30 protein-coding genes, 1 tRNA gene and 1 riboswitch are annotated in these 25,718 nt (G+C 56.9%); of the genes, 20 read left to right on the top strand and 11 right to left on the bottom strand.

What is annotated here, in order from left to right; translation table 11 throughout:
• The first annotated feature begins 37 nt into the window (after positions 1-37).
• A riboswitch (cobalamin riboswitch) is annotated at positions 38-246 on the top strand.
• 203 nt (positions 247-449) lie between these two features.
• The 4 genes from ACR0KW_RS01065 to ACR0KW_RS01050 are packed head-to-tail and all read left to right on the top strand — an operon-like array spanning position 450 to position 3,130.
• Positions 450-584, top strand: a complete 135-nt coding sequence (locus ACR0KW_RS01065; RefSeq protein WP_480803357.1) for a hypothetical protein — start codon at positions 450-452, stop codon at positions 582-584.
• Entirely contained in the window at positions 584-1,342 is a 759-nt protein-coding gene (locus tag ACR0KW_RS01060; protein ID WP_480803356.1) for a metal ABC transporter ATP-binding protein, read from the top strand. Before ACR0KW_RS01065 ends, ACR0KW_RS01060 begins: the two co-directional genes overlap by 1 nt.
• Positions 1,335-2,237: a metal ABC transporter permease gene (locus tag ACR0KW_RS01055; RefSeq protein WP_480803355.1), complete on the top strand. Its 903-nt coding sequence runs from the start codon at positions 1,335-1,337 to the stop codon at positions 2,235-2,237. Before ACR0KW_RS01060 ends, ACR0KW_RS01055 begins: the two co-directional genes overlap by 8 nt.
• Positions 2,234-3,130: a metal ABC transporter solute-binding protein, Zn/Mn family gene (locus ACR0KW_RS01050; RefSeq protein WP_480803354.1), complete on the top strand. Its 897-nt coding sequence runs from the start codon at positions 2,234-2,236 to the stop codon at positions 3,128-3,130. Before ACR0KW_RS01055 ends, ACR0KW_RS01050 begins: the two co-directional genes overlap by 4 nt.
• Before the next feature lie 71 nt (positions 3,131-3,201).
• Here the strand turns inward: ACR0KW_RS01050 and ACR0KW_RS01045 are convergent.
• The 4 genes from ACR0KW_RS01045 to ACR0KW_RS01030 form a co-directional block, all read right to left on the bottom strand.
• A protein-coding gene (locus ACR0KW_RS01045; RefSeq protein ID WP_480803353.1) for an IS630 family transposase occupies positions 3,202-4,160 on the bottom strand; the annotation gives its coding sequence in 2 pieces (ribosomal slippage) (positions 3,202-3,816 and positions 3,819-4,160; 957 coding nt in all).
• A gap of 151 nt (positions 4,161-4,311) precedes the next feature.
• Positions 4,312-5,460 carry a Hint domain-containing protein gene (locus tag ACR0KW_RS01040; protein ID WP_480803352.1) on the bottom strand — a complete coding sequence of 383 codons (1,149 nt, stop codon included), beginning with the start codon at positions 5,458-5,460 and terminating at the stop codon, positions 4,312-4,314.
• Positions 5,461-5,784: 324 nt separating this feature from the next.
• Complete coding sequence (locus ACR0KW_RS01035) at positions 5,785-6,153, bottom strand: hypothetical protein (protein ID WP_480803351.1); 369 nt, start codon at positions 6,151-6,153, stop codon at positions 5,785-5,787.
• Between the two features lie 48 nt (positions 6,154-6,201).
• Entirely contained in the window at positions 6,202-6,720 is a 519-nt protein-coding gene (locus tag ACR0KW_RS01030; RefSeq protein WP_480803350.1) for an alpha/beta hydrolase, read from the bottom strand.
• 255 nt (positions 6,721-6,975) lie between these two features.
• Here ACR0KW_RS01030 and ACR0KW_RS01025 point away from each other — a divergent pair, with 255 nt between their 5' ends.
• Positions 6,976-7,218: a helix-turn-helix domain-containing protein gene (locus ACR0KW_RS01025; protein WP_480803349.1), complete on the top strand. Its 243-nt coding sequence runs from the start codon at positions 6,976-6,978 to the stop codon at positions 7,216-7,218.
• 24 nt (positions 7,219-7,242) lie between these two features.
• Positions 7,243-7,782, top strand: coding sequence for a DUF3987 domain-containing protein (locus ACR0KW_RS01020; RefSeq protein ID WP_480803348.1), 540 nt, complete (start codon positions 7,243-7,245; stop codon positions 7,780-7,782).
• Between the two features lie 70 nt (positions 7,783-7,852).
• On the opposite strand, the gene ACR0KW_RS01015 is transcribed toward ACR0KW_RS01020, so the two are convergent.
• From ACR0KW_RS01015 to ACR0KW_RS01005, 3 genes are all read right to left on the bottom strand, one after another.
• Positions 7,853-9,013 (bottom strand): MBL fold metallo-hydrolase, encoded by a 1,161-nt coding sequence (locus ACR0KW_RS01015; RefSeq protein ID WP_480803347.1) that lies wholly within the window; start codon positions 9,011-9,013, stop codon positions 7,853-7,855.
• 98 nt (positions 9,014-9,111) lie between these two features.
• Positions 9,112-9,705 carry a hypothetical protein gene (locus ACR0KW_RS01010; protein WP_480803346.1) on the bottom strand — a complete coding sequence of 198 codons (594 nt, stop codon included), beginning with the start codon at positions 9,703-9,705 and terminating at the stop codon, positions 9,112-9,114.
• Positions 9,706-9,778: 73 nt separating this feature from the next.
• Positions 9,779-10,057, bottom strand: coding sequence for a hypothetical protein (locus ACR0KW_RS01005; RefSeq protein WP_480803345.1), 279 nt, complete (start codon positions 10,055-10,057; stop codon positions 9,779-9,781).
• Between the two features lie 245 nt (positions 10,058-10,302).
• Here ACR0KW_RS01005 and ACR0KW_RS01000 point away from each other — a divergent pair, with 245 nt between their 5' ends.
• The gene (locus ACR0KW_RS01000; RefSeq protein WP_480803344.1) at positions 10,303-12,069 is read left to right on the top strand and encodes a tetratricopeptide repeat protein; all 1,767 of its coding nucleotides are present in this window, start codon (positions 10,303-10,305) and stop codon (positions 12,067-12,069) included.
• A 298-nt stretch (positions 12,070-12,367) separates the two neighbouring features.
• Here the strand turns inward: ACR0KW_RS01000 and ACR0KW_RS00995 are convergent.
• Positions 12,368-12,457, bottom strand: a tRNA-Ser gene (locus ACR0KW_RS00995).
• Positions 12,458-12,580: 123 nt separating this feature from the next.
• Here ACR0KW_RS00995 and ACR0KW_RS00990 point away from each other — a divergent pair.
• The 8 genes from ACR0KW_RS00990 (at position 12,581) to ACR0KW_RS00955 (ending at position 19,594) form a co-directional block, all read left to right on the top strand.
• A complete protein-coding gene (locus tag ACR0KW_RS00990; RefSeq protein WP_480803343.1) occupies positions 12,581-13,423 on the top strand; it encodes a DUF2059 domain-containing protein in 843 nt (280 codons plus the stop codon).
• Complete coding sequence (locus ACR0KW_RS00985; protein ID WP_480803342.1) at positions 13,423-14,223, top strand: DUF2059 domain-containing protein; 801 nt, start codon at positions 13,423-13,425, stop codon at positions 14,221-14,223. Before ACR0KW_RS00990 ends, ACR0KW_RS00985 begins: the two co-directional genes overlap by 1 nt.
• Positions 14,224-14,431: 208 nt before the next feature.
• Positions 14,432-15,052 (top strand): 50S ribosomal protein L21, encoded by a 621-nt coding sequence (locus tag ACR0KW_RS00980; RefSeq protein WP_170324895.1) that lies wholly within the window; start codon positions 14,432-14,434, stop codon positions 15,050-15,052.
• Positions 15,053-15,063: 11 nt separating this feature from the next.
• A complete protein-coding gene (gene rpmA, locus ACR0KW_RS00975) occupies positions 15,064-15,333 on the top strand; it encodes a 50S ribosomal protein L27 (RefSeq protein ID WP_010440093.1) in 270 nt (89 codons plus the stop codon).
• Positions 15,334-15,582: 249 nt separating this feature from the next.
• The gene (locus tag ACR0KW_RS00970; RefSeq protein ID WP_170324896.1) at positions 15,583-16,119 is read left to right on the top strand and encodes a GNAT family N-acetyltransferase; all 537 of its coding nucleotides are present in this window, start codon (positions 15,583-15,585) and stop codon (positions 16,117-16,119) included.
• Between the two features lie 37 nt (positions 16,120-16,156).
• The gene (gene obgE, locus ACR0KW_RS00965; protein ID WP_480803341.1) at positions 16,157-17,191 is read left to right on the top strand and encodes a GTPase ObgE; all 1,035 of its coding nucleotides are present in this window, start codon (positions 16,157-16,159) and stop codon (positions 17,189-17,191) included.
• Positions 17,179-18,285 carry a glutamate 5-kinase gene (proB, locus tag ACR0KW_RS00960; protein WP_480803340.1) on the top strand — a complete coding sequence of 369 codons (1,107 nt, stop codon included), beginning with the start codon at positions 17,179-17,181 and terminating at the stop codon, positions 18,283-18,285. Before obgE ends, proB begins: the two co-directional genes overlap by 13 nt.
• 46 nt (positions 18,286-18,331) lie before the next feature.
• Positions 18,332-19,594: a glutamate-5-semialdehyde dehydrogenase gene (locus ACR0KW_RS00955; RefSeq protein ID WP_480804183.1), complete on the top strand. Its 1,263-nt coding sequence runs from the start codon at positions 18,332-18,334 to the stop codon at positions 19,592-19,594.
• On the opposite strand, the gene ACR0KW_RS00950 is transcribed toward ACR0KW_RS00955, so the two are convergent.
• Positions 19,591-20,187, bottom strand: a complete 597-nt coding sequence (locus ACR0KW_RS00950) for a histidine phosphotransferase family protein (RefSeq protein WP_480803339.1) — start codon at positions 20,185-20,187, stop codon at positions 19,591-19,593. The two genes, ACR0KW_RS00955 and ACR0KW_RS00950, sit on opposite strands and share 4 nt — an antisense overlap.
• Positions 20,188-20,230: 43 nt before the next feature.
• On the opposite strand from ACR0KW_RS00950, the gene ACR0KW_RS00945 reads away from it, so the two are divergent.
• The 5 genes from ACR0KW_RS00945 to tsf all read left to right on the top strand — a co-directional run bounded on the left by ACR0KW_RS00945 (position 20,231) and on the right by tsf (position 24,057).
• Entirely contained in the window at positions 20,231-20,413 is a 183-nt protein-coding gene (locus ACR0KW_RS00945; RefSeq protein ID WP_170324899.1) for a DUF3553 domain-containing protein, read from the top strand.
• Between the two features lie 98 nt (positions 20,414-20,511).
• On the top strand, positions 20,512-21,267 hold the full coding sequence (gene olsB, locus ACR0KW_RS00940; protein ID WP_480803338.1) for an L-ornithine N(alpha)-acyltransferase: 756 nt from the start codon (positions 20,512-20,514) through the stop codon (positions 21,265-21,267).
• Positions 21,254-22,105 (top strand): lyso-ornithine lipid O-acyltransferase, encoded by an 852-nt coding sequence (gene olsA / locus ACR0KW_RS00935; RefSeq protein WP_480803337.1) that lies wholly within the window; start codon positions 21,254-21,256, stop codon positions 22,103-22,105. The genes olsB and olsA overlap by 14 nt, the downstream gene beginning before the upstream one ends.
• Positions 22,106-22,315: 210 nt before the next feature.
• Complete coding sequence (gene rpsB / locus ACR0KW_RS00930) at positions 22,316-23,104, top strand: 30S ribosomal protein S2 (protein ID WP_480803336.1); 789 nt, start codon at positions 22,316-22,318, stop codon at positions 23,102-23,104.
• Between the two features lie 77 nt (positions 23,105-23,181).
• The gene (gene tsf / locus ACR0KW_RS00925; RefSeq protein WP_480803335.1) at positions 23,182-24,057 is read left to right on the top strand and encodes a translation elongation factor Ts; all 876 of its coding nucleotides are present in this window, start codon (positions 23,182-23,184) and stop codon (positions 24,055-24,057) included.
• Between the two features lie 381 nt (positions 24,058-24,438).
• On the opposite strand, the gene ACR0KW_RS00920 is transcribed toward tsf, so the two are convergent.
• Positions 24,439-25,194 (bottom strand): helix-turn-helix transcriptional regulator, encoded by a 756-nt coding sequence (locus ACR0KW_RS00920; protein ID WP_480803334.1) that lies wholly within the window; start codon positions 25,192-25,194, stop codon positions 24,439-24,441.
• Positions 25,191-25,640 (bottom strand): type II 3-dehydroquinate dehydratase, encoded by a 450-nt coding sequence (gene aroQ / locus ACR0KW_RS00915; protein WP_480803333.1) that lies wholly within the window; start codon positions 25,638-25,640, stop codon positions 25,191-25,193. The genes ACR0KW_RS00920 and aroQ overlap by 4 nt, the downstream gene beginning before the upstream one ends.
• Positions 25,641-25,718: the final 78 nt, after the last annotated feature.

The following is a 25,718-nucleotide window of genomic DNA, read 5'->3' as shown; positions in this document are numbered from 1 at the left end:
TCCGCTAGTGCGCGCTATTGTCGAATCAACTCGATTTGTGTTTTGTGGCCGGGATGGTTCCCGACCGCGTTCTGCGGACTGGGATAAAAGGGAATACGGTGCGGCCCTGAAAAAGCCAATTCCGTGACTGCCCCCGCAACTGTAGGCGGTGAGCGACCCGAGATCGGCCACTGGGCAAACGCCTGGGAAGGATCGGGATAGCTTCGACCCGCAAGTCAGGAGACCTGCCATCCGAGTATTTACTAACCTGGGCGGGGTGTCCCAGAGGGAGATGACAATGTTTCACACGGCCTTTGCCGTTCAGAACCTTGCACTCGCTTTGCCCTCGTCCAAGCTGAGGAGGCGAAGTCATTGTCGTTGCGGAATTCTGAATCCCGACCCTGCAAAACGCGTGGGGTGAATGTCACCTCGGCCCTGTCTGGCCTTTCTGTTTCTTGTGGGGCAGCCCGATGACGCGGCGGTCCACCGACTATGGCGTTGCGCAACGCAGCCGCTGCCTGACTGAATTCAGCGTTCCAGTGCTGGTTGCAGGCGCGCTGACGCTGTCAGCGGCTCTGTGGTTTGCGATTTATGCGGTGATCTGATGTCGGCTGTTCTGCAAATCCGCGATCTGACGCTTGGCTACCGCGACCTGACTTTGTTCCGCCGCTTGTCCATGGATATCGAAACCGGATCGACTTTGGCCGTTTTGGGTGCCAACGGTTCTGGCAAAAGCACATTCGTGAAGATGCTTTTGGGCCTGATCGACCCGCTTTCGGGCAGTGTTGACTGGCCGCAAGGCCGCCCCCGCGAAATCGGCTATCTGGCGCAGATGACCGAGTTTGACCGGCGCTTTCCCATCCGTGTGAGGGACCTGGCCGCAATGGGAGCCTGGCGCGGGTTCGGATACCGCTCGGGTCTGGACAGTGCGGCGCGTGACCGGATGACCGCTGCGCTGGACGAGGCCGGAGTTCTGGATATCGCGGATCGGCCCCTGCACATGCTGTCCGGCGGGCAATTGCAGCGCGCCTTGTTTGCCCGGGTGATCATGCAGGACGCTCCGCTTGTTCTGCTGGACGAACCCTTTGCGGCCGTCGATCAAAACACCGAGGCGCATCTGCTGTCGATCATCGAGAGGTGGCGTGATGAGGGTCGAGCCGTTGTGCTGGTGGTGCACGATCTGTCTTCAGTTCTGGACCATTGCAGCCACGTCCTGCTGTTGGGTGGGCAAGAGGCAACCTATGGCAAGGTCAGCGATGTGCTGACACCCGACCGGCTGGTGGCCCAAGGGTATCTTTCGGAAAGCCAGGCATCATGGATGTTCCGGGGCAGTCGTTCAACATCGGAGAACGCACATGTTTGACCTCCTCAGCGAAATGTGGAGCTTTGCCTTCATGCAGCGTGCCTTTGTGGCAACCACGGTCCTGTCGGCCTCGGTGGCGCCTGTGGGGGCATTCCTTGTTTTGCGGCGCTTGTCACTGGCCGGCGAGGCCATGGCCCATGCGATCACGCCCGGCATCGTCATTGGCTTTGTCACGACGGGCCTGTCGGTGATGTCGCTGCTGGTTGGCGGGCTGATCGCGGGCTTGGGGGTTGCCATTCTGACGGCCTTTCTGGCGCGCCGGACGATCTTGCGCAGCGATGCCAGCCTTGCCTCGCTCTACCTGATCGCACTTGCTGTCGGTATCTTCATCTTGTCTGCCGCAGGGTCCGCGGTCCCGTTGAAAAGCTTCCTGTTCGGATCGATCCTCGGCATTGACGATGCCTCGATGCTGCTTGTGGGTGGCGTTGCCACCGTCACGCTGGTTGCCTTCGCCCTTCTGCTGCGCCCGCTTATCGTCAGCACCTGTGATCCAGTATTTTTCGAAACCCAGACGCGCCGACCGTGGCTGATTGATCAGGGCTTTATGTTGCTGTTGGTGCTGAACCTGCTGGCGGCCTTCAAAACGCTGGGCACGCTGATGGCGGTTGGCCTGATGATCCTGCCCGCAACCGCTGCCCGCTACTGGGCCAGCACGATCACGGTGCAGCTGGTTCTGGGCTTCGTCTTTGCGCTGTCCAGTTGCTGGATCGGTCTGACCCTGTCGTACTTGTTCCCGGAAACACCCTCTGGTCCGGCGATCGTGCTGGTTGCAGGTGGATTTTTCATGATCTCGGCCATTTTCGGCCCCCTCGGTTTTGGCGGACGGCTGCGCAAACCGTCCGTTTCCAAAGACCTCCCCGTTGCGCAAATCCATCAAGAAGAGAGAGCCAAATGACTCTTGTGAAATCCCTCTATGCCAGCATTGCCGCGGCTCCATTAGCTATGACCGCACTACCTGCTGCTGCTGAAGACAACGTTCAGATTGTCGCCAGCTTCTCGATCCTGGGCGACATGGTCGAAGAAGTTGTGGGCGATCTGGCCACCGTCACGACTATCGTGGGCCCTGACGCGGATGCGCATGTCTACCAGCCGTCGGTCGCCGATGCGCGCGCCGTGGCCCAAGCGGACATCATTTTTGTCAACGGTCTGGGCTTTGAGACATGGTCCGACACCCTGATCTCGGAATCCGGAACCGAAGCGACTGTCCACGTGGCCACAGACGGTATCACTCCAGTCAAGGTTGACGGTGAAACAGACCCGCATGCGTGGAACTCTTTGTCGAATGGTGTGATCTACGTGACCAACGTGGCCACTGTAATGAAAGAGGCGATGCCTGACCACGCTGATGAGATCGACGCCAACACTGACGCCTATATTGCTGAGTTGGAAGCGCTGGATGCTGTAACCAAAGCAAAACTGGCGGACCTTCCTGCAAATCGCCGCACTGTCGTGACCGCGCATGATGCGTTCGGCTATCTGGCGGACGCATACGGCCTGACCTTTCTGGCTCCGGTCGGTATCGCCACCGAGGCCGAACCGTCGGCCAAGGATCTTGCTGCTCTGATCGATCAGTTAAAGGCAGAGGGCGCTGCGGCCCTGTTTGTCGAAAACATCACCAGCCCGGCCTTGGTGCAGCAGATCTCGGATGAGACCGGGATTGCGATCGGCGGTCGTCTGTTCTCGGACGCCCTGTCCGAGCGCGGCGGTCCAGCGACCAGCTATCTGGCGATGTTCCAGCACAACCTCGGCACGCTACTGGACGCGCTGGCGCACGAAACCGCCAGCTAAACAGGCATGTGTGAGGCGGTGATCGATTCGCCGCCTCAAACCCCAAATGGCCGGTTTAAAGCAATCCGTCTTTAACCTGAGACATATCCGGCAGCCTTGAAGTAGTTCCAGCACTCCTGAGATGAGTAGAGATCGCAGACTTCGGCGATTGCGTCGAACATGTCGGTGAAGGTACGTGCACCGATCCGGCGCAGATGGGCCTTGAGCTTGGAGAATGCCATTTCGATTGGATTGAGGTCGGGACTGTATGGCGGCAGGAAGAGGAACCAGCAGCCAGCGTTGCGCATTGCTCTGGCCGCTTCAGCGTTCTTATGCGTGGCGAGGTTGTCCAGAATGACCACGGTTCCCGGCGAGAGTTCCGGCACTAGCACCTTTTCGACGTAGGCGGCAAAGGCCGGGCCATCCATGGCCCCCCTGATCACCCAGGGTGCGATCATGGCGTCGGCGCTCAGCCCAGCGATGAAGGTCTGGGTGCCCCAGGACCCGAACGGCGCGTCCATGACCAGACGATCTCCGCAAGGGGCCCACCCTCGCTGTCGGGTCAGATTTGTCTTCACTGATGTCTCGTCAATGAAGACAGCGCGTTCCGGATGCTTTGACACTGCTGGAATGCGATGCTTGAGCCAGTCCTCTCGCCGTTGCCTTACCTTGGCGCGGCGGCGTTCGGTGGCGACCAGTGTCTTTTTTTGTACGTATAGCCGAGCTTGCGAAGGAACTTGCCAATGGCATTGGGGTGAGCGCGAACGCCCGTTGCGTCGAACAGGGCCGCGCTCAACTCTGGCATCGTTATGTCGCCATCCTGACCGATGATCTCGGCAAACAAGGCTCGGTGCGGGTCAAGCTTGCCCCTACCTTTCGGTCGCCCCTGAGGCGCTGCCTCCGCCCGACCTTTCTGTCGGATCGCAAATGCCCATCGGGCTCCCGTGGCTGGCGAAAGCTTCAATCGCAAGGCCGCCGCCCGTCCGCTTAACCCTTCCTCAATCAATCTCTGAAACCGCGCCCGAAGGGCTTCCGGCAAAGGTGCTGACATAATCCATCCTCCCAATCAGGGTGAATCACAAAATCAGCTTGTTGGGAATCCCCGCGATTCAGGTTTTGGGCGGCGCGCTTTAGGTCGATTTGACGGTAGGGTGCTTTTCAGAAGCGTATCGCCCACATCAAGGCTCTGTCAGCTCCACTGACTAAGCCGAAAACGTCTCGAGAACCAATTTCCCATTCTTCACATGGCGTTCTACAAGTTTTTTCTGAAGCCGTCCGGCGGGAATTGGGCAAGCCGCAAGGAACTCATAGTTCAGATCGGTCATTTCTGGAAAAACTGTAAGGATTTCTTCCCGCGCTTCGTCGGAAACAGCCTTCAGCGCTTCAGGGCCGGTATAGAGGCTTTCAGTGGGGGCACCTTCCGCGAAGACAAGTTCATGTTGATCAAACATGAGATGAAAATACTCTACCTCATCAACGTCCATGTCGACATAAATTCCGGGAAGTTCGGTCAGTTTATTTGCAGCGACCAAAACCTCGGAACACCCGAACATACGCTCTGATATCTTCGACGAAACCAGCATTCTATGCTGGCGAGAGACCAACAGGTCCTGTGTCGGCAACCCTTGGCCAAGTGCACCGGCGGTTATGTGGATCGGACGTAGCTTTTCGGCTTCGTCGCCACAAGTTGTCAGGTTGATCGTTCTAAATCCAATCCAGCGTAGGACTTGGGGGCCATTGTTTTTGGTCAGCACAAGGTCGCCAACAGACAAATCTTCGATCTTTTTGGGACCTTTCAGTGTGCTTATCACAGACCCACGGCAGAAACAGACAACTTGAGCCCCCAGACTGGCGTGGGGAACGGAAGGCCCATTTTCGATGATGTTCCCAACAGTTAAATCGGTATCTGCAGGTGGAATTCCGTCGGGAAAGACCAGGAAATACCCATCCTCGCCGGGGTCGCCGGAGTTGTCGTTAACGCCTACATCGTCATCGTTATTCAGGTCGACGTCTATGACCGCAACACGATAAACCGTTCCATCCGAAGCGGTCAATTCAAAGGTGTAGTCCCAGATCGCCTGACGATCTATCCCGCCGACTTCAATCGTCTGCTGCCACTGGCCCCCGATTTGCTCTTGCGCGGCTATTTCTTCGTTGGACAGGCCGTTACCGGGGCCATCACCATTAAAATTGACGGCACCATCATTTTCCTTGACGGCAAAATTTGTGCTTGTGCCAGACCAACTCCAGGTTGCTCCGACCGAAGGCCCGACACCGTAGTCGACGGAACCTCCGTTGACAGTCGATTGCGTGCCTAAAATCGCGTTCTGGTAACCGTAATAAACAACCACTGAATAAACTAAGCTCCTGTCATACCCCAGGCAGACTGTATTCCTGAGGCATGCTGATCCCAACTATTAGGCCGTTATATTTATTCTGTTTTTTGTGTCAATCAGCATCACATTTTCCTGAATGAACGGCGGACCCGGCGCTGCATAACCCTCATTTAACAAAACGGCTGCGGGCCCGCGGTAATAGGGTTCTGAGTTCTCACGCGCCAGTTGTTGTTGCCGGTAGCAACAATATTGTCGGAAGGTGTAAGGTGGTCAATCTGAAGTTGCAGCCATTCGAATAGGAGAAGGTAGAGGTCATAGCATGACCTCTACCCAATCGGTTCAGGCGTTAAAGAACTCGGCCACTGCGTCAGTCGATGCTTTTACGGCCTCTGGCTTGTAGTAAAAATCGACGTGGCTGAACTCCTCAAAGGCCAGTTCTTTGTGGTCATTGGTCAGTTTTTCGGCAAATGCAGTCGAGCAAATCGCCGTAAAGGCCGATTTGCTGTAAATCGTCAAAGACGGCTGCACGATCTTGTCTGCATAGGCTTCGCAGATGGAGAACAGGGACTGCATACCCTGATCGCCGATATGCATGTTGGTAAAGTTCGGAACCGCAACCGGGCCTTTGGCGCCATCTCGACCGTAGTAGTCATAGGTTTCGCCAGCCATCGGGTTGATACCCAAGTCGATGAAATCCTGCCGAGACATATCGTCGTTCAGGCCGAAGGGGGCGACGTAGTCCGGTTCTCCGGTCTCTTACATCTTCTGCGTCGAGGCGTTCGAAGCCGCGATGAGTTGGTTGGCCATGTCCCGGTCAGTCCATTGGAACGCGTCCGCGGCCATCATGCCGGACACCATGGCAATTTTCTTGATGCGGTGGTCGGTCACGGCCGCCGACGCGATGATCGAGCCGCCCTGACACACGCCCAGACCATAGATATCTTCAACGAAGGGGAGCTTGCCCAGATAGGAGACAGCATCCCAGGTGTTTTCGATCAGGCGGAACATGTAGCGAGACTGTTTGAACTCACCCGGAAGCGCCGGAGACTCGCCCATGCCGAGATAGTCGAAACCCAGATAGATAAAGCGGCGCGCGGCCATTTCCAGCCCGTAGGTTGCCGGGATCTGGTCCTTGACCTGCGGAAACGGGCTTGCACCCACGATTGCCCTGTACTTCTTTGACGCATTAAAACCTTCGGGAAGGTAAAGATCACCCGCCAAATCCACACCAAAGGATTTGAAGGTAACTTGGTTTTTGCCAGCGGTGAGGGTCATGTCAGTAAGTCCTTCATCTGAAGTTTGTGAGGTTTGTTTTGCGCTGCTCCCCAATCCGCGACGGATGGCAGGCAAGCGATGGATGCGCTTTTGCGGTCGCGGTGCCGTGAGTGGTCGATCAAGATAATGCCCCTTTTCGGCCGCGCAGTAAAACGATGTGTTTACATTTAGGAGTCAAAGCGTGGTATGTAAATGGTTCATTTTACTTTTGTAAGGGAGAAGCTTTTACACGCCTAAAATAAGGAAAAAGACATCATGAAAACCGCGTTCGATAAGCGCCGGGAGCAGGGATTTCTGGGTGCCAACGAGACCCGAATCGCCAAACGCGTGGATGTTTCAGACCGAACTCTCTTCAAGCACTTTGAAAACAAAGATGCGCTGTTTGACGCGATCTCCGAGACCATGGGCAACAGTCGGCAACTTGTGTGCCGTTGGCCTGCCGTCCAGCGGCAAATCTCCCGGCTTGGATGCTGTGCTGACACCGCTGCGCAAAACTGAGCGGGAGCTTCGCAAGACATCCGAATGCGAACTCGCCAGTGGCGCGAAGCGGCGGAGATTGCCAAGATTGCCGAGAGTACCTGGAAAGAAGCAACCAAGGCCGCGATTAAAGAAGGGTCAACGCTACCGGAGCGACCCGACGCGGCCAAGCCCGGTCAGGAGCCTTTCTTACCGCGTTTGTGCGTTGCCGACGGTACGGTCGAGCAGTTGGCAGTGATCTTGGAAAAGCAGGCGCGCGGGACTTTAGCAGCGCGGGATAAGTTGGCTGGGTGGCTGCAAGGCATGACGCGCTATTCCGTTGGCGGATCGGATCGACCTTTCTGGCTCGAAGCCTATGGCGGTCGTGCTTATACGGTCGAACGTATGGGGCGTGAACCTCCCAGTGACAAAACCGACAAAACTGCCAGAACCCATTTGCAGACAGGTTGTGTCGGTTTTGTCGGGAATGAAATTACAGATGGGTGGGAAAGCGGTCGCTTGCTACGGTCGGTTAAAACCCAAGCTAGCTTTCCAAACCAAGCGAAAGCTCGGTGCAAGCGTGACCCATTCAGGGCGTACAGTTGAGTACGTGTGGTTCGGTTTATGTTGGTGGAAATGCGGGACATGACTTTTCCACCAACATTGCGACTTTTGCTCAGTAGATGTCGCCGTCTTCAGCCATGAGGATATTCGTGACGCCGGCATCCTGCATTTCCTTCAACACGCTCAGACGGTCGAAATGCTCGGGATCGTTGTAGTTTTGGACGTGCGTCATGACGATTTGTTTGACACCACTGTCGTCCTGTACCTTTTTCATGTCTTCCGGAAACATGTGATAGGCACCGATAATCTTCACTTTTTCGTCTTCCGTGTCGCCACCCCACACCACGAACATGATGTTCTTTCTCGTTATGCTTTCAATGACCAGAACATCAGCATCTTTTGCTGCGTTGACAAGACCTTCAGAATAGTGCCCATCGCCGCCAAATGCGATAACGCGTCCGTCCGATTTGGCCGTGAACCGATAAGCGTAGGTATGATGAAGAAAACCGTGCTCTGTCGGGAAAGCTTCAACCGTTACGTTGTCGTCCTCGAAAATTAACCGCCCTTTCGGGTCGGTCGATGGCCAGACTGGCACGCCGATCGCAGTTGCCCCGTCGGCTTTCTGGGTTGTTGAGCCCTGGAACATTTCGTTCCTGTCGAGCCGCCAAGCGGCGTTGATATTTGCAATCATCTCGTCAACGCCCTCGGGTCCATATATCTTCTTGTCGGGGCCTGGGCCGAATTTGAACGGGCCTGAAATAAACGATGGCAATCCCACTGTGTGATCTTCGTGCAGATGGGTCAGAAACATGTACTTGATGTTCTGTAGATCAAAAACGGTTGCCAGATCCATTGCGCCCTGAGAAAGGACAGCCTTTCCAAGTGACCTGAACCAGCCTTCGCCGGCGTCAACAAAATATGGAAAACCGTTTACGATCACCGCATGAGCAGGACCAAAACGGTAGGGGTTGGGTGGCGGGTCGCCGGTTCCAAGGGTGATCACTTTGGTTGAGGAATCCGCTGGCGACCGGTCAATCGGGCCACGTGGGTAATTGGTCGGCCAATAGTTTGGACTTGTATAGGGTGTCTTATAATTTTCGGGTTTTACGAAGGGAACGTTCAGAAAATTCTGTTCCGTTTCCGCGGCCCCCGCAGCAAGATTTTCCTCATAGGACTGAGACCAGGCGGCGGTACACAACGCGACGCTGGCTGCAAATGCGAAAGTGGTTCCTGAGACCATCTTCCGCGGGTAGTTGCCAAGAATTGAAAACATAACTTCCTCCCTAATTATTGCTGTTTTGCGTATGATCAGAGAATTCGGAATTCTTGATGCAAGCCTCCCTTCAGAATTCCTGATTTGCCCTTCACGCTTCAGTTGCAGACTAGGCCAGGTCCGCAATTACAAAAATCGTCCGGATCATTCACATTATCGGCGGCGCAGTGACGAACCTCGCGACGCTCGTGGCGACGATGCACGCCCGCCACCGAACCCGGCGACATGGGGTGACCGAAATGGTCGATGAACAATGTGCCCGGACCTGTGGTTTGTGGAATATCTCCCGTGATCACCTTGACCCCGGAATACGTCATCGTTCCCGTCTCACTCAGCGGGCGTTGCGATAGTTCGACAACTACGTCTACGGGCTGCGCTCCATCGGCGACGATGGTCAGCAAGGCGTTGGGCGGGTCTACGGCAAAACTGTCATCGCCTTCGGACACCACGTCCAAAAAGCCCTCTATGCTCAGCACACCTGCATAGCGAACCGGACGATCACAGAAGAATGTGACGATCGGGCTGACATCTTCCATGGTTATCGTGTCACCGGCCATAGAAACGGAACCGGCATTGTGCACAAACAGCGCCTTGCATTCTTCGCTACTGCTGTCCTGTGCGTAAGCGACGGACATGAGACCGATCTTGATGGTAATTGCTGCGAGAAGCATTTTGCGAAATCGTTTAACCATTCCCATCTCCTTGTATGCGTGACCGGGGGTCATCGTGTCGGGGAACCTACTTGTTCAACCGACCGCTTATTTTTCATCTGTGCCCCTGAGCCTTGGAGCCGGTCGTTTCCTGATTGACGTATTCCATCAGTTCGAGTCTCAGGTCCTCAGAGATCTGTCGAAATTCAGCGGCTCGGACCCGTCCGCGCTTTCCCTGGGCTTCAAAACCGCGCAACGCGGTCACCGCCTCGCCGAAGTCGCGGCAAATGGCCTGAAACTTTGGATCACTCCGCGACAAGGACATGATTGTGAACTCATCGCTGGGCGACTGGTTCACCAGTTCGGAACGCCCGGCAGAAAGATAGTTTTCCACTTGCTCCCCCCGTTACAGCCAAAGGCCATCAGTGAGAAACTCTTTCCAGCGAAACATCGCACGGACATTCCGTGGAGGTACCAGAATAGCAGCTGAGAACAGGGGTTTGGGGTACAGAACATGTTTGGAACATGTAAAAACAATTAAAAATTCTTTGATTTGAATGTTATACTAGACGCAACGCGACTCAGCCAGTTACTGTTTGAACCGAGCGGATGGAACAAACACAGCCAACAGATACTTCGATGGAAAGTCAGTTATCCGAGCGGAAGTCTGAGCCGCCGCAAGAACAGGCGGCCATTGGCGACCAACTCGCCCGTATGTTCGAGAGTTCTCAGTTTGGTGCCAATGATCGCCGGCGCGCGTTCCTCAAATACATTGTCGAAGAGACCTTGGCAGGACGCGCAGACCGTCTGAAGGGGTATTCGATTGGCGTTTCCGTTCTGGGTCGTTCCGAAGACTTCGACGCGACGTCCGATCCGGTTGTACGTTTGGAGGCGCGTCGCCTGCGGCGCGAACTGGAGCACTACTATCTGACGGACGGAAGCAATGACCCTTTGGAGATTACCATTCCCAAAGGGTCATATGTGCCTTTGTTCGAATTCCGGAATCAAACTACGGGAGCTCCCAATGCTGGGGAAAAAACAAGAAGGGCGGGCAGAGCTGGCTGGCGCGCGCCAAACTGGCTTTTGCTTCTTTTGCTGGTGTTATTGGTCGCGGTGTCAGGCTTCCTGCTGCTCCAAAGCCTTGAACCGGACAACCCGCCCAGAGATCAGGCCACAACCAATCCGGATCTGTGGGGAGATTTGCCCATCGTTGCCGTGATGCCGTTCAACCCGCTGGGCAATAGTGCGGTTTCATCGGTCGCAGCCCGAGGGATTGCCGAAGATATCACAACCGATCTGGCGCGTGTGCAGGGGCTTCGGGTGATCTCGTACGCGTCTACCGCCGGGTTGTCCGACGGAGCGGTTGACCTGATAGATCAGGGGCGACAGCTGGGTGCGACGCATATTTTGCGTGGTAGCCTGCAGACGATGACAGATGGCTATCGTCTCAACATCGGTCTCGTCGACGTGAACAGCCGCAGCGAAATCTGGGCCAAGCGGTTCGACTACGAAGCGACGGACCGGTTTGATACGCAGACCGAGATTTCGCGAGAGATCAGCGCCACCTTCTCAATCGAATTATTTCCCGAACTGACCTCCCGGATCGAGGATGCGCGCTGGACGCGCCGAGACGCCAGAATCCTATATCAACAGGCTCTGGACATTATTCACCCCCCAAGCGACCCGGCCCGGTTTGATGCAGCGCACGCCTTGCTGCAGCGTGTGGTGGACCTGGAACCGGACGCGCCTCATGGTCATGCAGGGCTGGGGTTCGCGGAATCGCACCGAGCTTGGTTTGGCTTGGCTCCGAACACAGATGAAACACGCGACACAATCCGGCAACATGCTGAAATCGCGCTGGAAAAAGACCCTGCCAATGTGCGCGCCCTTTTGACGCTGGGCAATCTTGAAATGTTGATGGGTCAGCCACAGAAGGCGATTGAATTTGGCCAACGCGCTGTGGAGCAAGAGCCGAGTTCCAGTCTGGCTCATGGCTATCTAGGAATGTTCCTGTTGTATGCGGGCAAGCCGGAACAGGCCATCACACCCCTCAAACGGTCGCTTAGCCTGGACCCGCTAAGTATTCGGCGACCCTATAGGAACATGCTCGGGGTGTCTCAATTCCACGCGGGATACTACCGGGACAGCCTAAACACATTGCAGGAAAACTTGGACCTCGGCGGGCCGTTTGGGATACACATGATGGTCTACCAGGCCGCTGCTAACGCTGCGCTTGAGCAGTTCGACGAGGAAGCGGCAATCCTCGAAAGCCTCTCAGCGATGATCGCTGAAGGCGAAACCTTTCCGCTCAGATGGTGGCTGGAGCGGGTGATCTACGATCCCAAGATGATGCAGCCAGTTCTGTCGGAATACGAAAAGGCCAGATTACTGGCCGACAAGAAATAACTCCAGTTGAAGCCTTTTCCCGTCGGTCTAACGTCGTGCTTTACGCAGAAACATTTACCTACTCAAAACTTCAATACAGTTTAAAGGTTTTTGTCTGGGTGCATCGCCAAGCAATTTTTCTTTTTTTTGGGGGGGATCGCAGACAACTTTCGGACTAGTGACAATTACTATCCGAGACCCAATTGGGCGTCGGTTGTGGGCTGAAATCAGCGATTCCGTACAGTGCGAGGCTCCGGAGAATTCGCAACAGCTCCTAGCGATTGCGATAGTAGTAAGCCAAATAACGTGAGGGTTAATATGGCGGAGAGACAGGGATTCGAACCCTGGGTGGGCTTGCACCCACAACGGTTTTCGAGACCGCCCCGTTCGACCACTCCGGCACCTCTCCGCGGGGGTCTGTGAGGGGGGGATTTAGTGAGGAACGCGCGGAGGTGCAAGCAGAAAATTCTTGAAATTCACCTAGACGGGATTTTCCATTGCCAGATGGCGCAAAACACCTAGGATTCTGCATATGACTTATTACCTACGCCGCCTCACTTTGCCCTTTATCCTGTTGCTTTTGGCCTTTGCCATGTTGGCTGCTCCAACATGGGCCGCCGGGCGCGACCGGATTGAGGCGTTTCTGACCACAACCGGCTTTGATGTGGCATTGGAAAGTATCGCGCTTGCGTCGGCCTCGGCGCCTCGGATGCTGGGAATCGATCCCGATGGGTTCGGGTCGGACTGGACGCGCCTGACAGAAGAGGTGTTCGACACCGAAGACATGCACGAAACCGCCGTTGCGATTCTGGAACAGACGCTGAGTGACGAAGCGCTGAACCATGCCGTCGAATTCTATGCGTCGGATCTTGGGCAGCGGTTGGTCGAGGCGGAAAATGCGTCTCATATGCTCGAGGACGACGACGCCAAACAGCAGCAGGGTCAGGAAATTGTAGCCGGTTTGATCAAGAAGGGGTCAAAGCGGGTCGAAAGCCTCAAGCGCATGAACGCCGCCATCGATTCCAGTGGAACGGCGCTGCGGGCACTGCAAGAGGTTCAGCTGCGCTTTTTGCTTGCCGCCAGCGCTTCCGGGGTAATTGACCTGCAGCTGAGTGCTGATGACCTACGTGAGATGATGAAGCAGAACGAAACCGGCATGAGGCAGGCGCTGCAGTTATCCGCGCTTGCGGGTGCGGCCTATACCTATCAGGATTTCTCGGATGCTGATGTCATCGCTTATGCCGAGGCGCTGGAACAGCCGCTGATGCAGGAGGTTTACGAGCTTCTTAATGCGGTTCAATATGAAATCATGGCAATGAAGTTCGAGGTACTGGCCTCTCGGATGGCTGAACTGCACCCGGCGCAGGACATCTGATGCGACTGTTTTTAGCGTCAGCCGCACTTTTTCTGTGGACCTTGCCGTTGCAGGCCGAAGAAAAGGTCGAACGCCTACTGCAAGCCCTGCAAATGGATGAGGTCATCGAGATTCTGCGGGATGAAGGCGGCGAAATGGGGAAGGTCCTGCAGGAAACCTTTCTGGACAACAATGGCGGGCAGGTTTTTCAGAAGCAGGTCGATCGGATTTACGATGCCGACAGAATGCGCAGCCAGGTTGTGACGGTGTTCGATCAGTCCCTCACCGATAGAGAACTGGACCGCGCCATCCTGTTTTACGAAAGCGATCTGGGTCAGGCCATCGTTTCGCTTGAGATTACCGCCCGCATCGCGCTTGCCGATGAGGCCATCGAGCAAATGGCGCAGGACGCTTATCAGAACAGTGATAAGGACACCGAACTTTACCGGCTGGTTGATGAGTTCATTCAGATCAACAACCTGATCGAAGAAAACGTCCAGAACTCTATCAGCGCGGACTACAACTTTTTCCGCGGAATGGATTTCGGCGGTGTTTTGGATGATACTGAACTTTTGGCACAACTACTGGCGCAAAAGGACAGCATGACTGAAGAGACGCAAACGTGGCTGTACTCTTTCTTTTTGCTGGCCTATCAACCGCTGAACGATGCCCAGATACGTGAGAATATCGCGTTTTCACGAACCGAGACGGGTAGGGCGGTCAACGCTGCCCTGTTCGAGAGTTTTGATCAGATGTTCGACACGATCTATTTCGAACTTGGTCAGGCGGTCGGGCAGGTCCTGCGAGGGTCCGACCTTTAAGCCTGTATTTGATGTTGACTTTCCCCTGTAATCTATGGATAAGCGCGCATCCCGGCCGGATTTCCGCGCCGGGTATCGTTATTATTGACCCATAGGGCCTGCCCCTAGGGTCGTCACACAGCCCGAAAAGGGCGCGCTGTTCGAGGTGGCCGAGGCCAGAAACTCCCAAATGGGGACCACAGAACGCGGGTTAGAAAAGGAAAGACGCATGTTTGCGGTCCTCAAGACTGGCGGCAAGCAGTACAAGGTTCAGGCGGGCGACGTGCTCCGCGTTGAAAAACTGGCTGCCGACGCAGGTGAAAAAGTCCAATTCAACGATGTTCTGATGCTGGGCGGCGACGCTCCGGTTGTTGGTGCACCTTTCGTTGAAGGCGCAGGCGTACAGGCCGAAGTGATCGAACAGGTCAAAGGTGACAAGGTCATCAAGTTCGTCAAGCGCCGTCGTAAGCACAGCTCGAAGCGTACCGTTGGCCACCGTCAGAAACTGACCCTGGTCAAAATCACCGACATCCTGTCGTCGGGCGCTGACAAGTCGGGCATCAAAGCTGCAACCGGTTCGGCACCGGCTGGCGAAGCGGCACCTGCTGCAAAGCCTGCCAAGAAAGCTGAAGCCAAAGCAGAGGCACCCGCCGCTGCTGCCGCTGCTGCCGCCGACGATCTGACCAAGCTGAACGGTGTCGGCCCCGCCGCTGCCAAGAAGCTGGCAGAAGCCGGTATCGAAAGCTTTGCCGCTCTGGCCGCCTTGTCGGACGAGCAGATTGCTGCTATCGACACCATCAAAGTGAAGCCCGAATGGGTTGAGCAAGCCAAAGAGCTGGCTCAAGGCTAAGGAGAGAGAGAATGGCACATAAAAAAGCTGGCGGTTCCTCCCGTAACGGTCGCGACTCAGCTGGTCGCCGCCTTGGCGTGAAACTGTATGGTGGCCAAGCAGCCATCGCAGGCAACATCATCGTGCGTCAGCGCGGCACCAAGTTCTGGCCGGGCGAAGGCGTAGGCATGGGCAAAGATCACACCATCTTTGCAACTGTTGATGGCGCCGTGAAGTTCCACAAGGGACTCAAAAACCGCACCTTTATTTCGGTCCTGCCAGTGGCGGAGGCCGCAGAGTAAGCCGAAACCCATAAGGTTTGAAAAATTCCTGGGGGACCGGCAGAAAATGCCGGTCCCCTTTCTCGTTTTAACGCAGTTTTGATCAATGGCCCCGATGACACACGCAGCAAGCATAATCCCATCCCTGATTCAGGGCCGGATCGCCCCTGCGGTTGAAGATCGGATGGGGCGGAAATATCTGATGGGGACGTTAATTGGTTTCACCGTTGCGTCCGCGATTTACGTGTTGTTCGGAGGAGGAACGAACTCATGAAACTTGAGACGATAATAAACCAGCCGGTCATAGAAACCGAGCGGTTCGACCTGCGCCCGCTGCGTCGGTCGGATATGGGTCTCATTGAACATTACGCAGGCGATGAGCGCGTGGCGCGCATGACAACCAGTATTGCGCATCCCTTGCCGCCCGGCTCGACCGAGGCCTTCGTGACCCGGTCCATGGCCGAGGAACGCGATGAGGACGTTTGGGTCATGGATGCCACCAAGGACGGTGGCCCGGAACTGATCGGTCTGATCACGCTGACACGGCTGGATCGCAACCAGTCCGAGGTCGGCTATTGGGTCGCGCCGGTGTATTGGAACACGGGCATCGCGTCGATGGCCGTCGAGGCGCTGGTCAAGGCCAACCCGCTGGAAAACGCGAACATGTTCGCCAGCGTGTTTCAGGACAATCCGGCTTCGGCCCGGGTTCTGACCCATTGCGGGTTCCAGTACCTTGGTGATGCGGAAAACTATTCGGTGGCGCGTGATGCAAACGTGCCCACCTGGACATACAGTAAAAAACTCTGACTTGTGGCCGATGGGGCCTTTGCAGTAGGGGACAGCCATGAAATTTCTCGATCTTGCAAAGGTCTACATCCGGTCCGGGGCCGGAGGTGGCGGCTGCGTCAGCTTCCGACGCGAAAAGTACATCGAATACGGCGGTCCCGATGGCGGGGACGGCGGTAAAGGCGGTTCCGTCTGGGCCGAGGTTGTTGATGGGCTGAACACCCTGATCGACTTCCGCTATCAGCAGCATTTCTTTGCCAAAAACGGCCAACCCGGGCGTGGGCAACAGCGTACCGGCAAGGACGGCGACGACATTGTTCTGCGCGTGCCCGTGGGCACCGAGATTTTGGACGAAGACGAAGAGACCGTCATTTGTGACCTGACCGAGGTCGGCCAGCGTGTGTTGCTGGCCAAAGGCGGCAATGGCGGTTTTGGTAACCTCCACTTCAAATCTGCAACCAACCAGGCGCCGCGTCGGGCCAATCCGGGGCAGGCGGGTATTGATCGCACCATCTGGCTGCGGCTGAAATTGATCGCGGATGTTGGCCTGTTGGGCATGCCCAATGCCGGCAAATCGACCTTTCTGGCCGCAACCTCCAACGCGCGTCCGAAGATTGCGGATTACCCGTTTACCACGCTGCACCCCAATCTGGGCGTTGTCGGCGTCGATAACGTCGAATTCGTCGTGGCCGACATCCCCGGCCTGATCGAAGGCGCGCATGAAGGCCGTGGCATCGGTGACCGGTTTCTGGGTCACGTCGAACGCTGCGCCGTGTTGCTGCATCTGGTCGACGCAACCTCTGAGACCGTTGCCGACGATTACCGCACGATTATCCACGAGCTTGAGGCCTATGGCGGCGAGCTGGCTGAAAAGCCCCGCATCACCGTGCTGAACAAGGTCGATGCGCTGGACGATGAAGAACGTGATCTGGCCAAGGCCGAATTGGAAGAGGCCGTTGGTGGCCCCGTCATGACAATGTCCGGCGTGGCCCATCTGGGCGTGACTGAGGTTCTACGGGCGCTGCGTGCTCAGATCGACGAAAACCGCTTGCGGCAAAAGCCCGCTGAGGAGGCGAAGACGTGGCAACCCTGACCTCGGCGAAACGTCTGGTGGTCAAGATCGGGTCCGCCTTACTGGTGGACCGGAATACGGGGTTGTTGCGGTCAGACTGGCTGCATTCACTGGCGCAGGACGTGGCGTGGCTCAAGGGGCAGGGGACAGATGTCATTCTGGTCTCCTCCGGGTCGATTGCGTTGGGTCGTGGGGTGCTGAACCTGCCGATAGAGGCCTTGCCGCTTGAACAGTCTCAGGCCGCCGCGGCCGTGGGTCAAATCCGGCTGGCCCGCGCATACGAAGAAGCACTGACCCCGCACAATATCACCACCGCGCAGGTGCTGGTGACGCTGGAGGACAGTGCCGACCGGCGCAGATACCTGAACTCACGTGCGACACTTGAGACATTGCTGAGCCTCGGAGTGGTTCCGATTGTCAACGAAAACGACACGGTCGCCACGGATGAGATCCGTTATGGTGACAACGACCGACTGGCCGCCCAGATCGCGGTAACCGTTGGTGCGGACCAACTAATTCTGCTGTCAGACGTGGACGGTTTCTATACCGGCAACCCGAACGAGGACGCCTCGGCCACGCGGTATGATGTGATCGACGACATCACGCCTGAGATCGAAGAGATGGCGGGCGATGCTGGCTCGGGTCTGTCCAAGGGCGGCATGAAGACCAAACTGCTGGCCGCCAAGATGGCCACGGCAGCGGGGTGTGACATGGCGATCACCGAAGGGTCGCCTCTGAACCCGTTGAAAACACTTGAGGATGGCGCAAACTGCACTTGGTTTACGGCCACGCTGGACCCGCACGCTGCCCGGAAACGCTGGATTTCGGCGATGAAACCGCGGGGCGAGATTGTGGTGGATGCCGGCGCCGCGCGGGCGCTCGGCAATGGGAAAAGCCTGCTGCCGGCAGGCATCGTCGAAGTGACAGGAGATTTTGGCCGCGGTGATCCTGTGGCCATTCTCGACCCGACCTCGCGCCGACTGGCGCAAGGCCTCAGCCGCTATACCGCGCAAGAGGCGGATGCGATCAAAGGGCGCAAGTCCTCGGAAATCGAAGCGACTTTGGGCTATCCGGGCCGGGCCGTTTTGATCCACCGGGACGATTTGGCGCTGTAGACGCGCGATGCTAGAACACCAGAATACCGACCGAAAGGCACATGAGATGAAGGATTTCGACAGCATTCCCACCCTGATGGCCGATCTTGGAAAACGCGCCAAGGCGGCCTCGGCCGATCTGGCCTTTGCCAGCGCCGAACGTAAGCACGCCGCGCTGATTGCCGCAGCGGATGCGGTCTGGGCAAACAGGGCCGAAATCATCGAGGCAAACAAGAAAGATCTGGAGTTCGGCCGCGAAAAGGGCCTGAGCCCGGCGATGATGGACCGCCTGATGCTGGACGAATCCCGCGTTCAGGGCATGGTTGACGGTCTGCGCACTGTGGCAGATCAAGCTGATCCGGTTGGCGAAGTTCTGACCGAATGGGACATGCCTTCGGGCCTGAACATCCAGCGCGTGCGCACACCTTTGGGCGTGATCGGTGTGATCTACGAAAGTCGCCCGAACGTGACGGCGGATGCGGGTGCGTTGTGCCTGAAATCCGGCAATGCCGTGATCCTGCGCGGCGGGTCCGAGAGTTTTCACTCCTCAGGCGCAATCCATGCTTGCCTGGTCGAAGGGCTGATGGCCGCAAACCTGCCCGAGGATGCGATCCAGTTGATCCCCACCCGCGACCGTGCGGCGGTTCAGGAATTGCTGACCATGACCGACTACGTGGACGTTATCGTACCGCGCGGCGGCAAAGGCCTGGTCGGGCTGGTGCAGCGCGAGGCTCGCGTTCCCGTGTTCGCGCATCTCGAAGGCATTGTTCATATCTATATCGACAAGGCCGCCGACCCGCAGAAAACGCTGGATGTAGTACTGAACGCCAAGACCCGTCGGACCGGAATTTGTGGCGCCGCCGAGTGTCTGCTGATCCATCAGGACCTAGCCGAAACGCTGGGCCGGGACGTAATTGCCGCGCTGCAGGCCGCAGGCGTTGAGGTCCATGCCGAAGGTGCGCTGGCTGGGGAAGGCACGATTGCGGCCACAGCGGACGATTGGGGCAAGGAATTCCTCGACAGCATTATTGCCGCCAAACCAGTGGCAGATATCGACGCGGCCATCGCGCATATCCGTCAGTATGGCTCAAACCACACCGACTGCATCATGACCGAGGATGTGGACGCCGCCGCGCGGTTCTTTGAGCGCCTCGACAGCGCGATCCTGATGCACAATGCCTCGACTCAATTCGCCGATGGGGGCGAGTTTGGCATGGGCGCCGAGATCGGCATTGCCACCGGAAAGATGCACGCGCGCGGGCCCGTGGGCGCAGCGCAATTGACCAGCTTCAAGTATCTGGTGCGTGGGAACGGAACGACCCGATCCTAGAACCGGATCACAATGCGGGTTGAGGTGGTTTCCGCCGCAACCCGCCGCCCCATCGACGCAGCGGCCTCGGGCAGCAGGGCAAACTGTACCTGCGCGGGGGTGACCTTATTGGCAAACCGGCCTAGAGGCAGGTTCTTCCACAGATCACTATCCAGATTCAGCTTGTCGGCGGAACCGGTCACCGACCAGGTATCTGAGGCACTGGAAATTGTGACCTCACCGCCAAAGGGCATCGCGCTTTCGCAGCACATCAGTGCCAGAAACGCCAGTTTCACCTGATTGCGCGGCACTGCTTCGATCAGGTGCCAGTTGACGCGTACACGGCCCGCACGTTCAACATCTTTCAGCAGCTCTGACACCTCTGCTCGTCCAAGAGGCTGATCACTGGCCGAGCCGAAGGCGACGCGGAAAAACCGTATCCGCGCCCCGGCGCTGCCGACGCTTCCCGAAATCAGTTCCATCTCGGGGCCCTGGGTGCCGCCAACCATCTCAAGCAACTCCAGCCCGTTGGTGATCGCGCCAATGGGGCTGATCAGATCGTGACAGATCCGGGAACCGATAAGCTCGGCCAGGTTGACTGTGGTGTCGCTCATGCGTACCTCCTGCTGCATCTGCTGCCGGACCTGGAGCCCAGACATGTCAGACCTCAATGCCATTCTTGCACCGGGCATGTATGTCCGCCACCCCGATTTCCCCGATTGGGGCGTTGGACAGGTGCAGTCCAACATCGGAGGTAAGATCACCGTCAACTTTCGCGAGCAGGGGAAAGTGGTGATTGACGGGACACGCATCGCCCTGATGCCGGTCTTTGATCCCTGAAACTGGTTTAGGAAAGGTTAACACCCCGGCAAATCCGCTCTTGTTGCCATCCCCCCGGAAACTGCGGTATCAGCGCGCAAACAAGATCGGAACTTCTGATGCCGGATGCAGGCCCTTCCTTTACCGTCAAACTCGCCGAGACCGAGGATGAACTGCGCGCGGCGCATCGACTGCGCTACGACGTGTTTGTCCGCGAACTTGGCGGCGGTGGTGAGATGGTCGATCACGAGGCCGGTTTGGAGCGCGACAAGTTCGATCCGTATTTCGATCACATGCTGGCAATCGACAACGTTACCGGCAAAACTGTTGGCGTTTACAGGCTGTTACCGGGCGAACGTGCAGTAGAACTGGGCCAGTTTTATTCCGAGGACGAATACGATCTGACCGTCCTAAAACAATCTGGTCGCAAGTTGTTGGAACTAGGCCGGTCCTGTCTGCATCCCGACTATCGCGGCGGTACGGCGATGTACCACCTGTGGAACGGTTTGGCAGCTTATGTCAACGAGCGCGAGATCGAGGTTCTTTTCGGTGTCGCCAGCTTTCACGGCACCGATGTTCAGGAGCTGGCGCAGCCCTTGTCGATGCTGCACCACAACCATCTGGCGCCGCCCGATCTGCGGGTGAGGGCGCAGCCGGACGTGTTTCAATCCATGAATCTCGTCGCACCGGATGATCTGGATCGCCGCGCGGCGATGGTGCAGGTTCCGGCACTGATCAAAGCCTATCTGCGCCTTGGCGGTTTTGTAGGCGAGGGGGCATTCATCGACCATGCCTTCAACACAACCGACGTGTGCCTGATCCTCGACACCGCGCGTATGAACGAACGGCAGAAACGCATCTATGGCGGAGCGTAATCCGGTGAACGACGCGCTGTGGAACAGTGAGGACGCGCCGGACCCGATCAATCTGGGTCTGGTGGGTTGGGTTCTGGTCGTCCTGCGTGGGGTGCCTCTGGCGCTTCTGGTGTTTGGTGGTCTGATCATCCTTTTGGCTATTCGTTTGGTCGAACTCCCATTGTTCGGCGTGCGCCGCCCGATCACGCCGTTCATCGCGCAATTTGTCAGCCGCAATGCGTTTCGAATACTCGGGATGGGTTTTCGAACCTCCGGCGAGTTGATGCAGCAACGCGGGGCCGTGGTTGCGAACCATACGTCCTGGCTGGACATCTTTGCACTGAACGCGCGGAAACGGGTTTATTTCGTGTCCAAGGCTGAAGTGGCGAAATGGCCCGGCATCGGCTGGCTGGCCCGCGCGACTGGCACCGTGTTCATCGAGCGGGACCGAAAGAAAGCCAAAGAGCAGACAAAAGTGTTCGAGACCCGCCTGAAGGCCGGCCACAAACTGCTGTTCTTCCCCGAAGGGACATCGACCGACGGTCTGCGGGTTTTACCATTCAAAACAACGCTCTTTGCCGCGTTCTTCGCGCATGAACTGCAGGACTTCATGTATGTGCAGCCGGTATCGGTGATCTTTCACGCGCCCAAAGGGCAACCGGATCGGTTCTATGGCTGGTGGGGCGACATGGAGTTCGGCCCCCATCTGCTCAAGACACTCGGCGCCCGCAGGCAAGGTTACGTCGAACTGATCTATCATGCCCCCGCCAAGGTCAGTGACTTTGAAAACCGCAAGGCGCTGGCCGCACATTGCGAAGAGTCCGTGCGTCACGCGCACAGCTTGGCGCGGCTATCATAATTCGGTGTGATTTTCACATTTTAAGGTGAAAAATCATAAATTATGGTGATTTTTCCCTTGTAGGGTGAACTCTGCTGCCGTATACGCGCGCCATTCAAACCCGCAGGCGGGGTTTGGCCTTTTTGAGGGAGACATCCTCATCAAGACCGCCGGTTGGAGCATCCGCTTCTTTCACCCCCGCCCAGGCGTAAACCGGAAAAGGAAAATAGCATGGCTCTTCCCGAGTTCACCATGCGTCAGCTGCTGGAAGCTGGCGTTCACTTTGGTCACCAGACACAGCGTTGGAATCCCCGCATGGGCCCGTTCATCTACGGCTCGCGCAATGGCATCCACATCATGGACCTGACCCAGACTGTTCCGATGCTGGACCAGGCTCTGCAGGCTGTTCGTGACACCGTTGCAAAAGGTGGCCGCGTTCTGTTCGTTGGCACCAAGCGTCAGGCCGCTGGCCCGATCGCAGACGCTGCTGAAAAGTCGGCTCAGTACTACATGAACCACCGCTGGCTGGGCGGCACGCTGACCAACTGGAAAACCGTTTCCCAGTCGATCAACCGTCTGAACCAGATCGACGAAGCGATGGAATCGGGCGCCGAAGGCCTGACCAAGAAAGAGCGTCTGGGCATGGAACGTGACCAGGCCAAGCTGCAGGCTTCGCTGGGCGGCATCCGTGAGATGGGCGGCGTTCCTGACCTGCTGTTCGTCATCGACGTCAAAAAAGAAGCACTGGCCATCGCCGAAGCCAACAAGCTGGGTATCCCGGTTGTGGCTGTTGTCGACACCAACTGCTCGCCCGACGGTGTTGACTACATCATCCCCGGCAACGACGACGCAGCCCGCGCAATCGCTCTGTACTGCGATCTGGCCGCACGTGCAGCTCTGGACGGCATGACTGCTCAGATGGGTGCAGCAGGCGTTGACCTGGGCGCATTCGAAGAAGCACCGGTTGAAGAAGCCGTTGCAGAAGAAGCCGCCGAAGCAGAAGCACCTGCCGAAGCGTAAGCTGCCCGTCACGTAAATGACATATGGGGCAGGGTATGACCTGCCCCAATTCCGTTTGAATTGAGGAGAGCCAAAAGATGGCAATCACAGCAGCAATGGTGAAAGAACTGCGCGACCAGACCGGCGCAGGCATGATGGACGCGAAAAAAGCGCTGACCGAAACCGGCGGCAACATGGACGAAGCCGTTGACTGGCTGCGCACCAAAGGTCTGGCCAAGGCGGCCAAGAAATCGGGCCGTACCGCAGCAGAAGGTCTGGTTGCTGTTCACGTAAACGGTGGCAACGGTGTTGCTGTCGAAGTGAACTCGGAAACCGACTTCGTTGCGAAAAACGCCGAATTCCAGGAAATGGTCGGCAAGATCGCATACGCTGCTGAAGGCGTCGACAATGTCGAAGCGCTGCTGGCTGCTGATCTGGGCGGCAAAAACGTTGCCGACACCCTGACCGACAAGATCGCCACCATTGGTGAAAACATGTCGGTTCGTCGTATGGCCAAATTGTCGGGCGACACCGTTGTGTCCTACGTCCACAACGCAGCCACCAACGGCATGGGCAAAATCGGCGTTCTGGTTGCTCTGACCGGTGGCGACGAAGCGATCGGCAAGCAGGTTGCGATGCACATCGCAGCTGTGAACCCGGCGGCTCTGTCCGAGGCAGACATGGACCCGGCTGTTGTTGAGAAAGAAAAGCAGGTTCAGATGGACATCGCTCGCGAATCCGGCAAGCCGGAGCAGGTGATCGAAAAGATGATCGAAGGCCGCATGAAGAAATTCGTCGCCGAATCGACTCTGCTGAACCAGTCCTTCGTTGTGAACCCTGACCTGACCGTTGAAGCAGCGGCCAAAGAAGCGGGCGCAACCATCACTGGCTTCATTCGTCTGGAAGTTGGCGAAGGCATCGTAGTCGAAAAAGAAGACTTCGCAGCCGAAGTTGCCAAGGCCGCTCAGGGCTAAGGACTATCTCCGGACCTCGCAGGAGGTCCGGACATGCAAATGTCGAAACCGGTTGCGCCAAACGCGACCGGTTTTTTTTGTCGTTCGGAAATAAAAAGGACGCCGAAGCGTCTTGGTTTTCATGGATTTGATTGAGGGGCCCCGCATGATGGGGATGGTCGAGGCCCCCCAAAATTCCGGCAATTCGACGCGGACAAATAAGCGCCTTCTTGTCAGAGCGGCTGGAGAGCCCTGTTATTGCAAAGATCCAACCAAATGTTCCCTGGCTAAAGCCACCACTCACGGAACAATCTCACTTTGCAACTCCGCCTCAGGAATGGAAAGTCATGATTTCCTTACCTAGGGTAAATTGACGCAATTTGGCGTCAATTTTTTGGGGCTCTAGGCCTCCATTACGAACATCTGATTCTGCAGAGCTGCCTTCAAAACTGCTTGCGCCGTGGTCTCGACGGAAAGCGCTTCGCGCGCCAGGCGCAGGTGTTTTTCAACTGTCGCCGAAGTCAGCCCCATCAGCAGCGCAATATCCTGCGTGGTCTTACCGTCTCCGACCCATTGCAACGCCTCGCGCTGGCGTTTGGTCAGAGCTCGGTTGGGGGCGTTGTAGGGCAGGGTAAGGATTTTCAGATGTGCAACATTATTCATCAGAAGGATGTCATCACCATGCTCGGCCCACATCGCGTCCACTTCGGCTTGACTGGCCACGTCGCCGGCCGACAGGGAAATCGCCCCTTTCGACCGCATCGAGACCGAGGTGAAACTGACCGTGTAACCGAAAGACACACCCTGCGACCTGTTGAACTCAAGCACATCCAGCTCTTTCGCCGTCAGCTTTCCGTTGGCCACCATGTCCTGCGCAATACTCCAGCTGGCCGCGCCTTCATTGTGCAGCGCCCATTTCAACATCGGAGCGTGGAAGTACATCCCATCCCGCAGGAACCCGTCCAGATAAGGTTTTTCATGATTGGTCAGGATCACAAAATCTTCGGGGTCGCCCAGCGAAGTTTCCGTGCGGTACTGGGTGAATCCATAAATCAGGCGATCAAAACCGAAACGCGCCATCTGGCGACAATGGGCATCCCAGAGCTCTTCCAGAGTTTTAGCGTAGCTGAGAAAGTGCAGGTATTCACTCAGCGTCATGCAGACGACCTGTCTTTCAGATGCGCGGCCAGTGCATCCAGCGCCAGAACATATCCCTGCGCGCCAAAGCCGCAAATCTGGCCGATGGCAACCTTTGAGATATAGGACACGTGCCGGAACGCCTCGCGCGCATGAATGTTGGACAGATGCACCTCGATCATTGGAAGTTCGACCGAGGCGATCGCATCCATCAGGGCGATTGAGGTGTGGGTATAGGCGCCAGCGTTCAGAACGATGCCATCCTGATCCCCCTTTGCCTCATGAATGGCGTCAATCAGCGCCCCTTCGTGGTTGGACTGAAAGCACGACACGTCAAACCCGATGGAAGATCCATGGCTCAGGCACAGTTCCTCAACCATTTCCAAAGTGGTGCTGCCATAAACCTCGGGCTGCCTGGTTCCCAGCAGGTTCAGGTTCGGGCCGTTTAGAATCAGAGCTTTGTGCATTATTTCACTGTTCCCATTACAGGTTCATAGACGCGAAACGGTGCCAATGTCCACCAGTCTGCGCGCGCATAGGGCGAG

The sequence above is a fragment of the Ruegeria sp. CG11 genome, assembly GCF_056537245.1.
The sequence above is the reverse complement of the archived record's forward strand: the minus strand, read 5'-3'. Positions and strand labels throughout refer to the sequence as shown.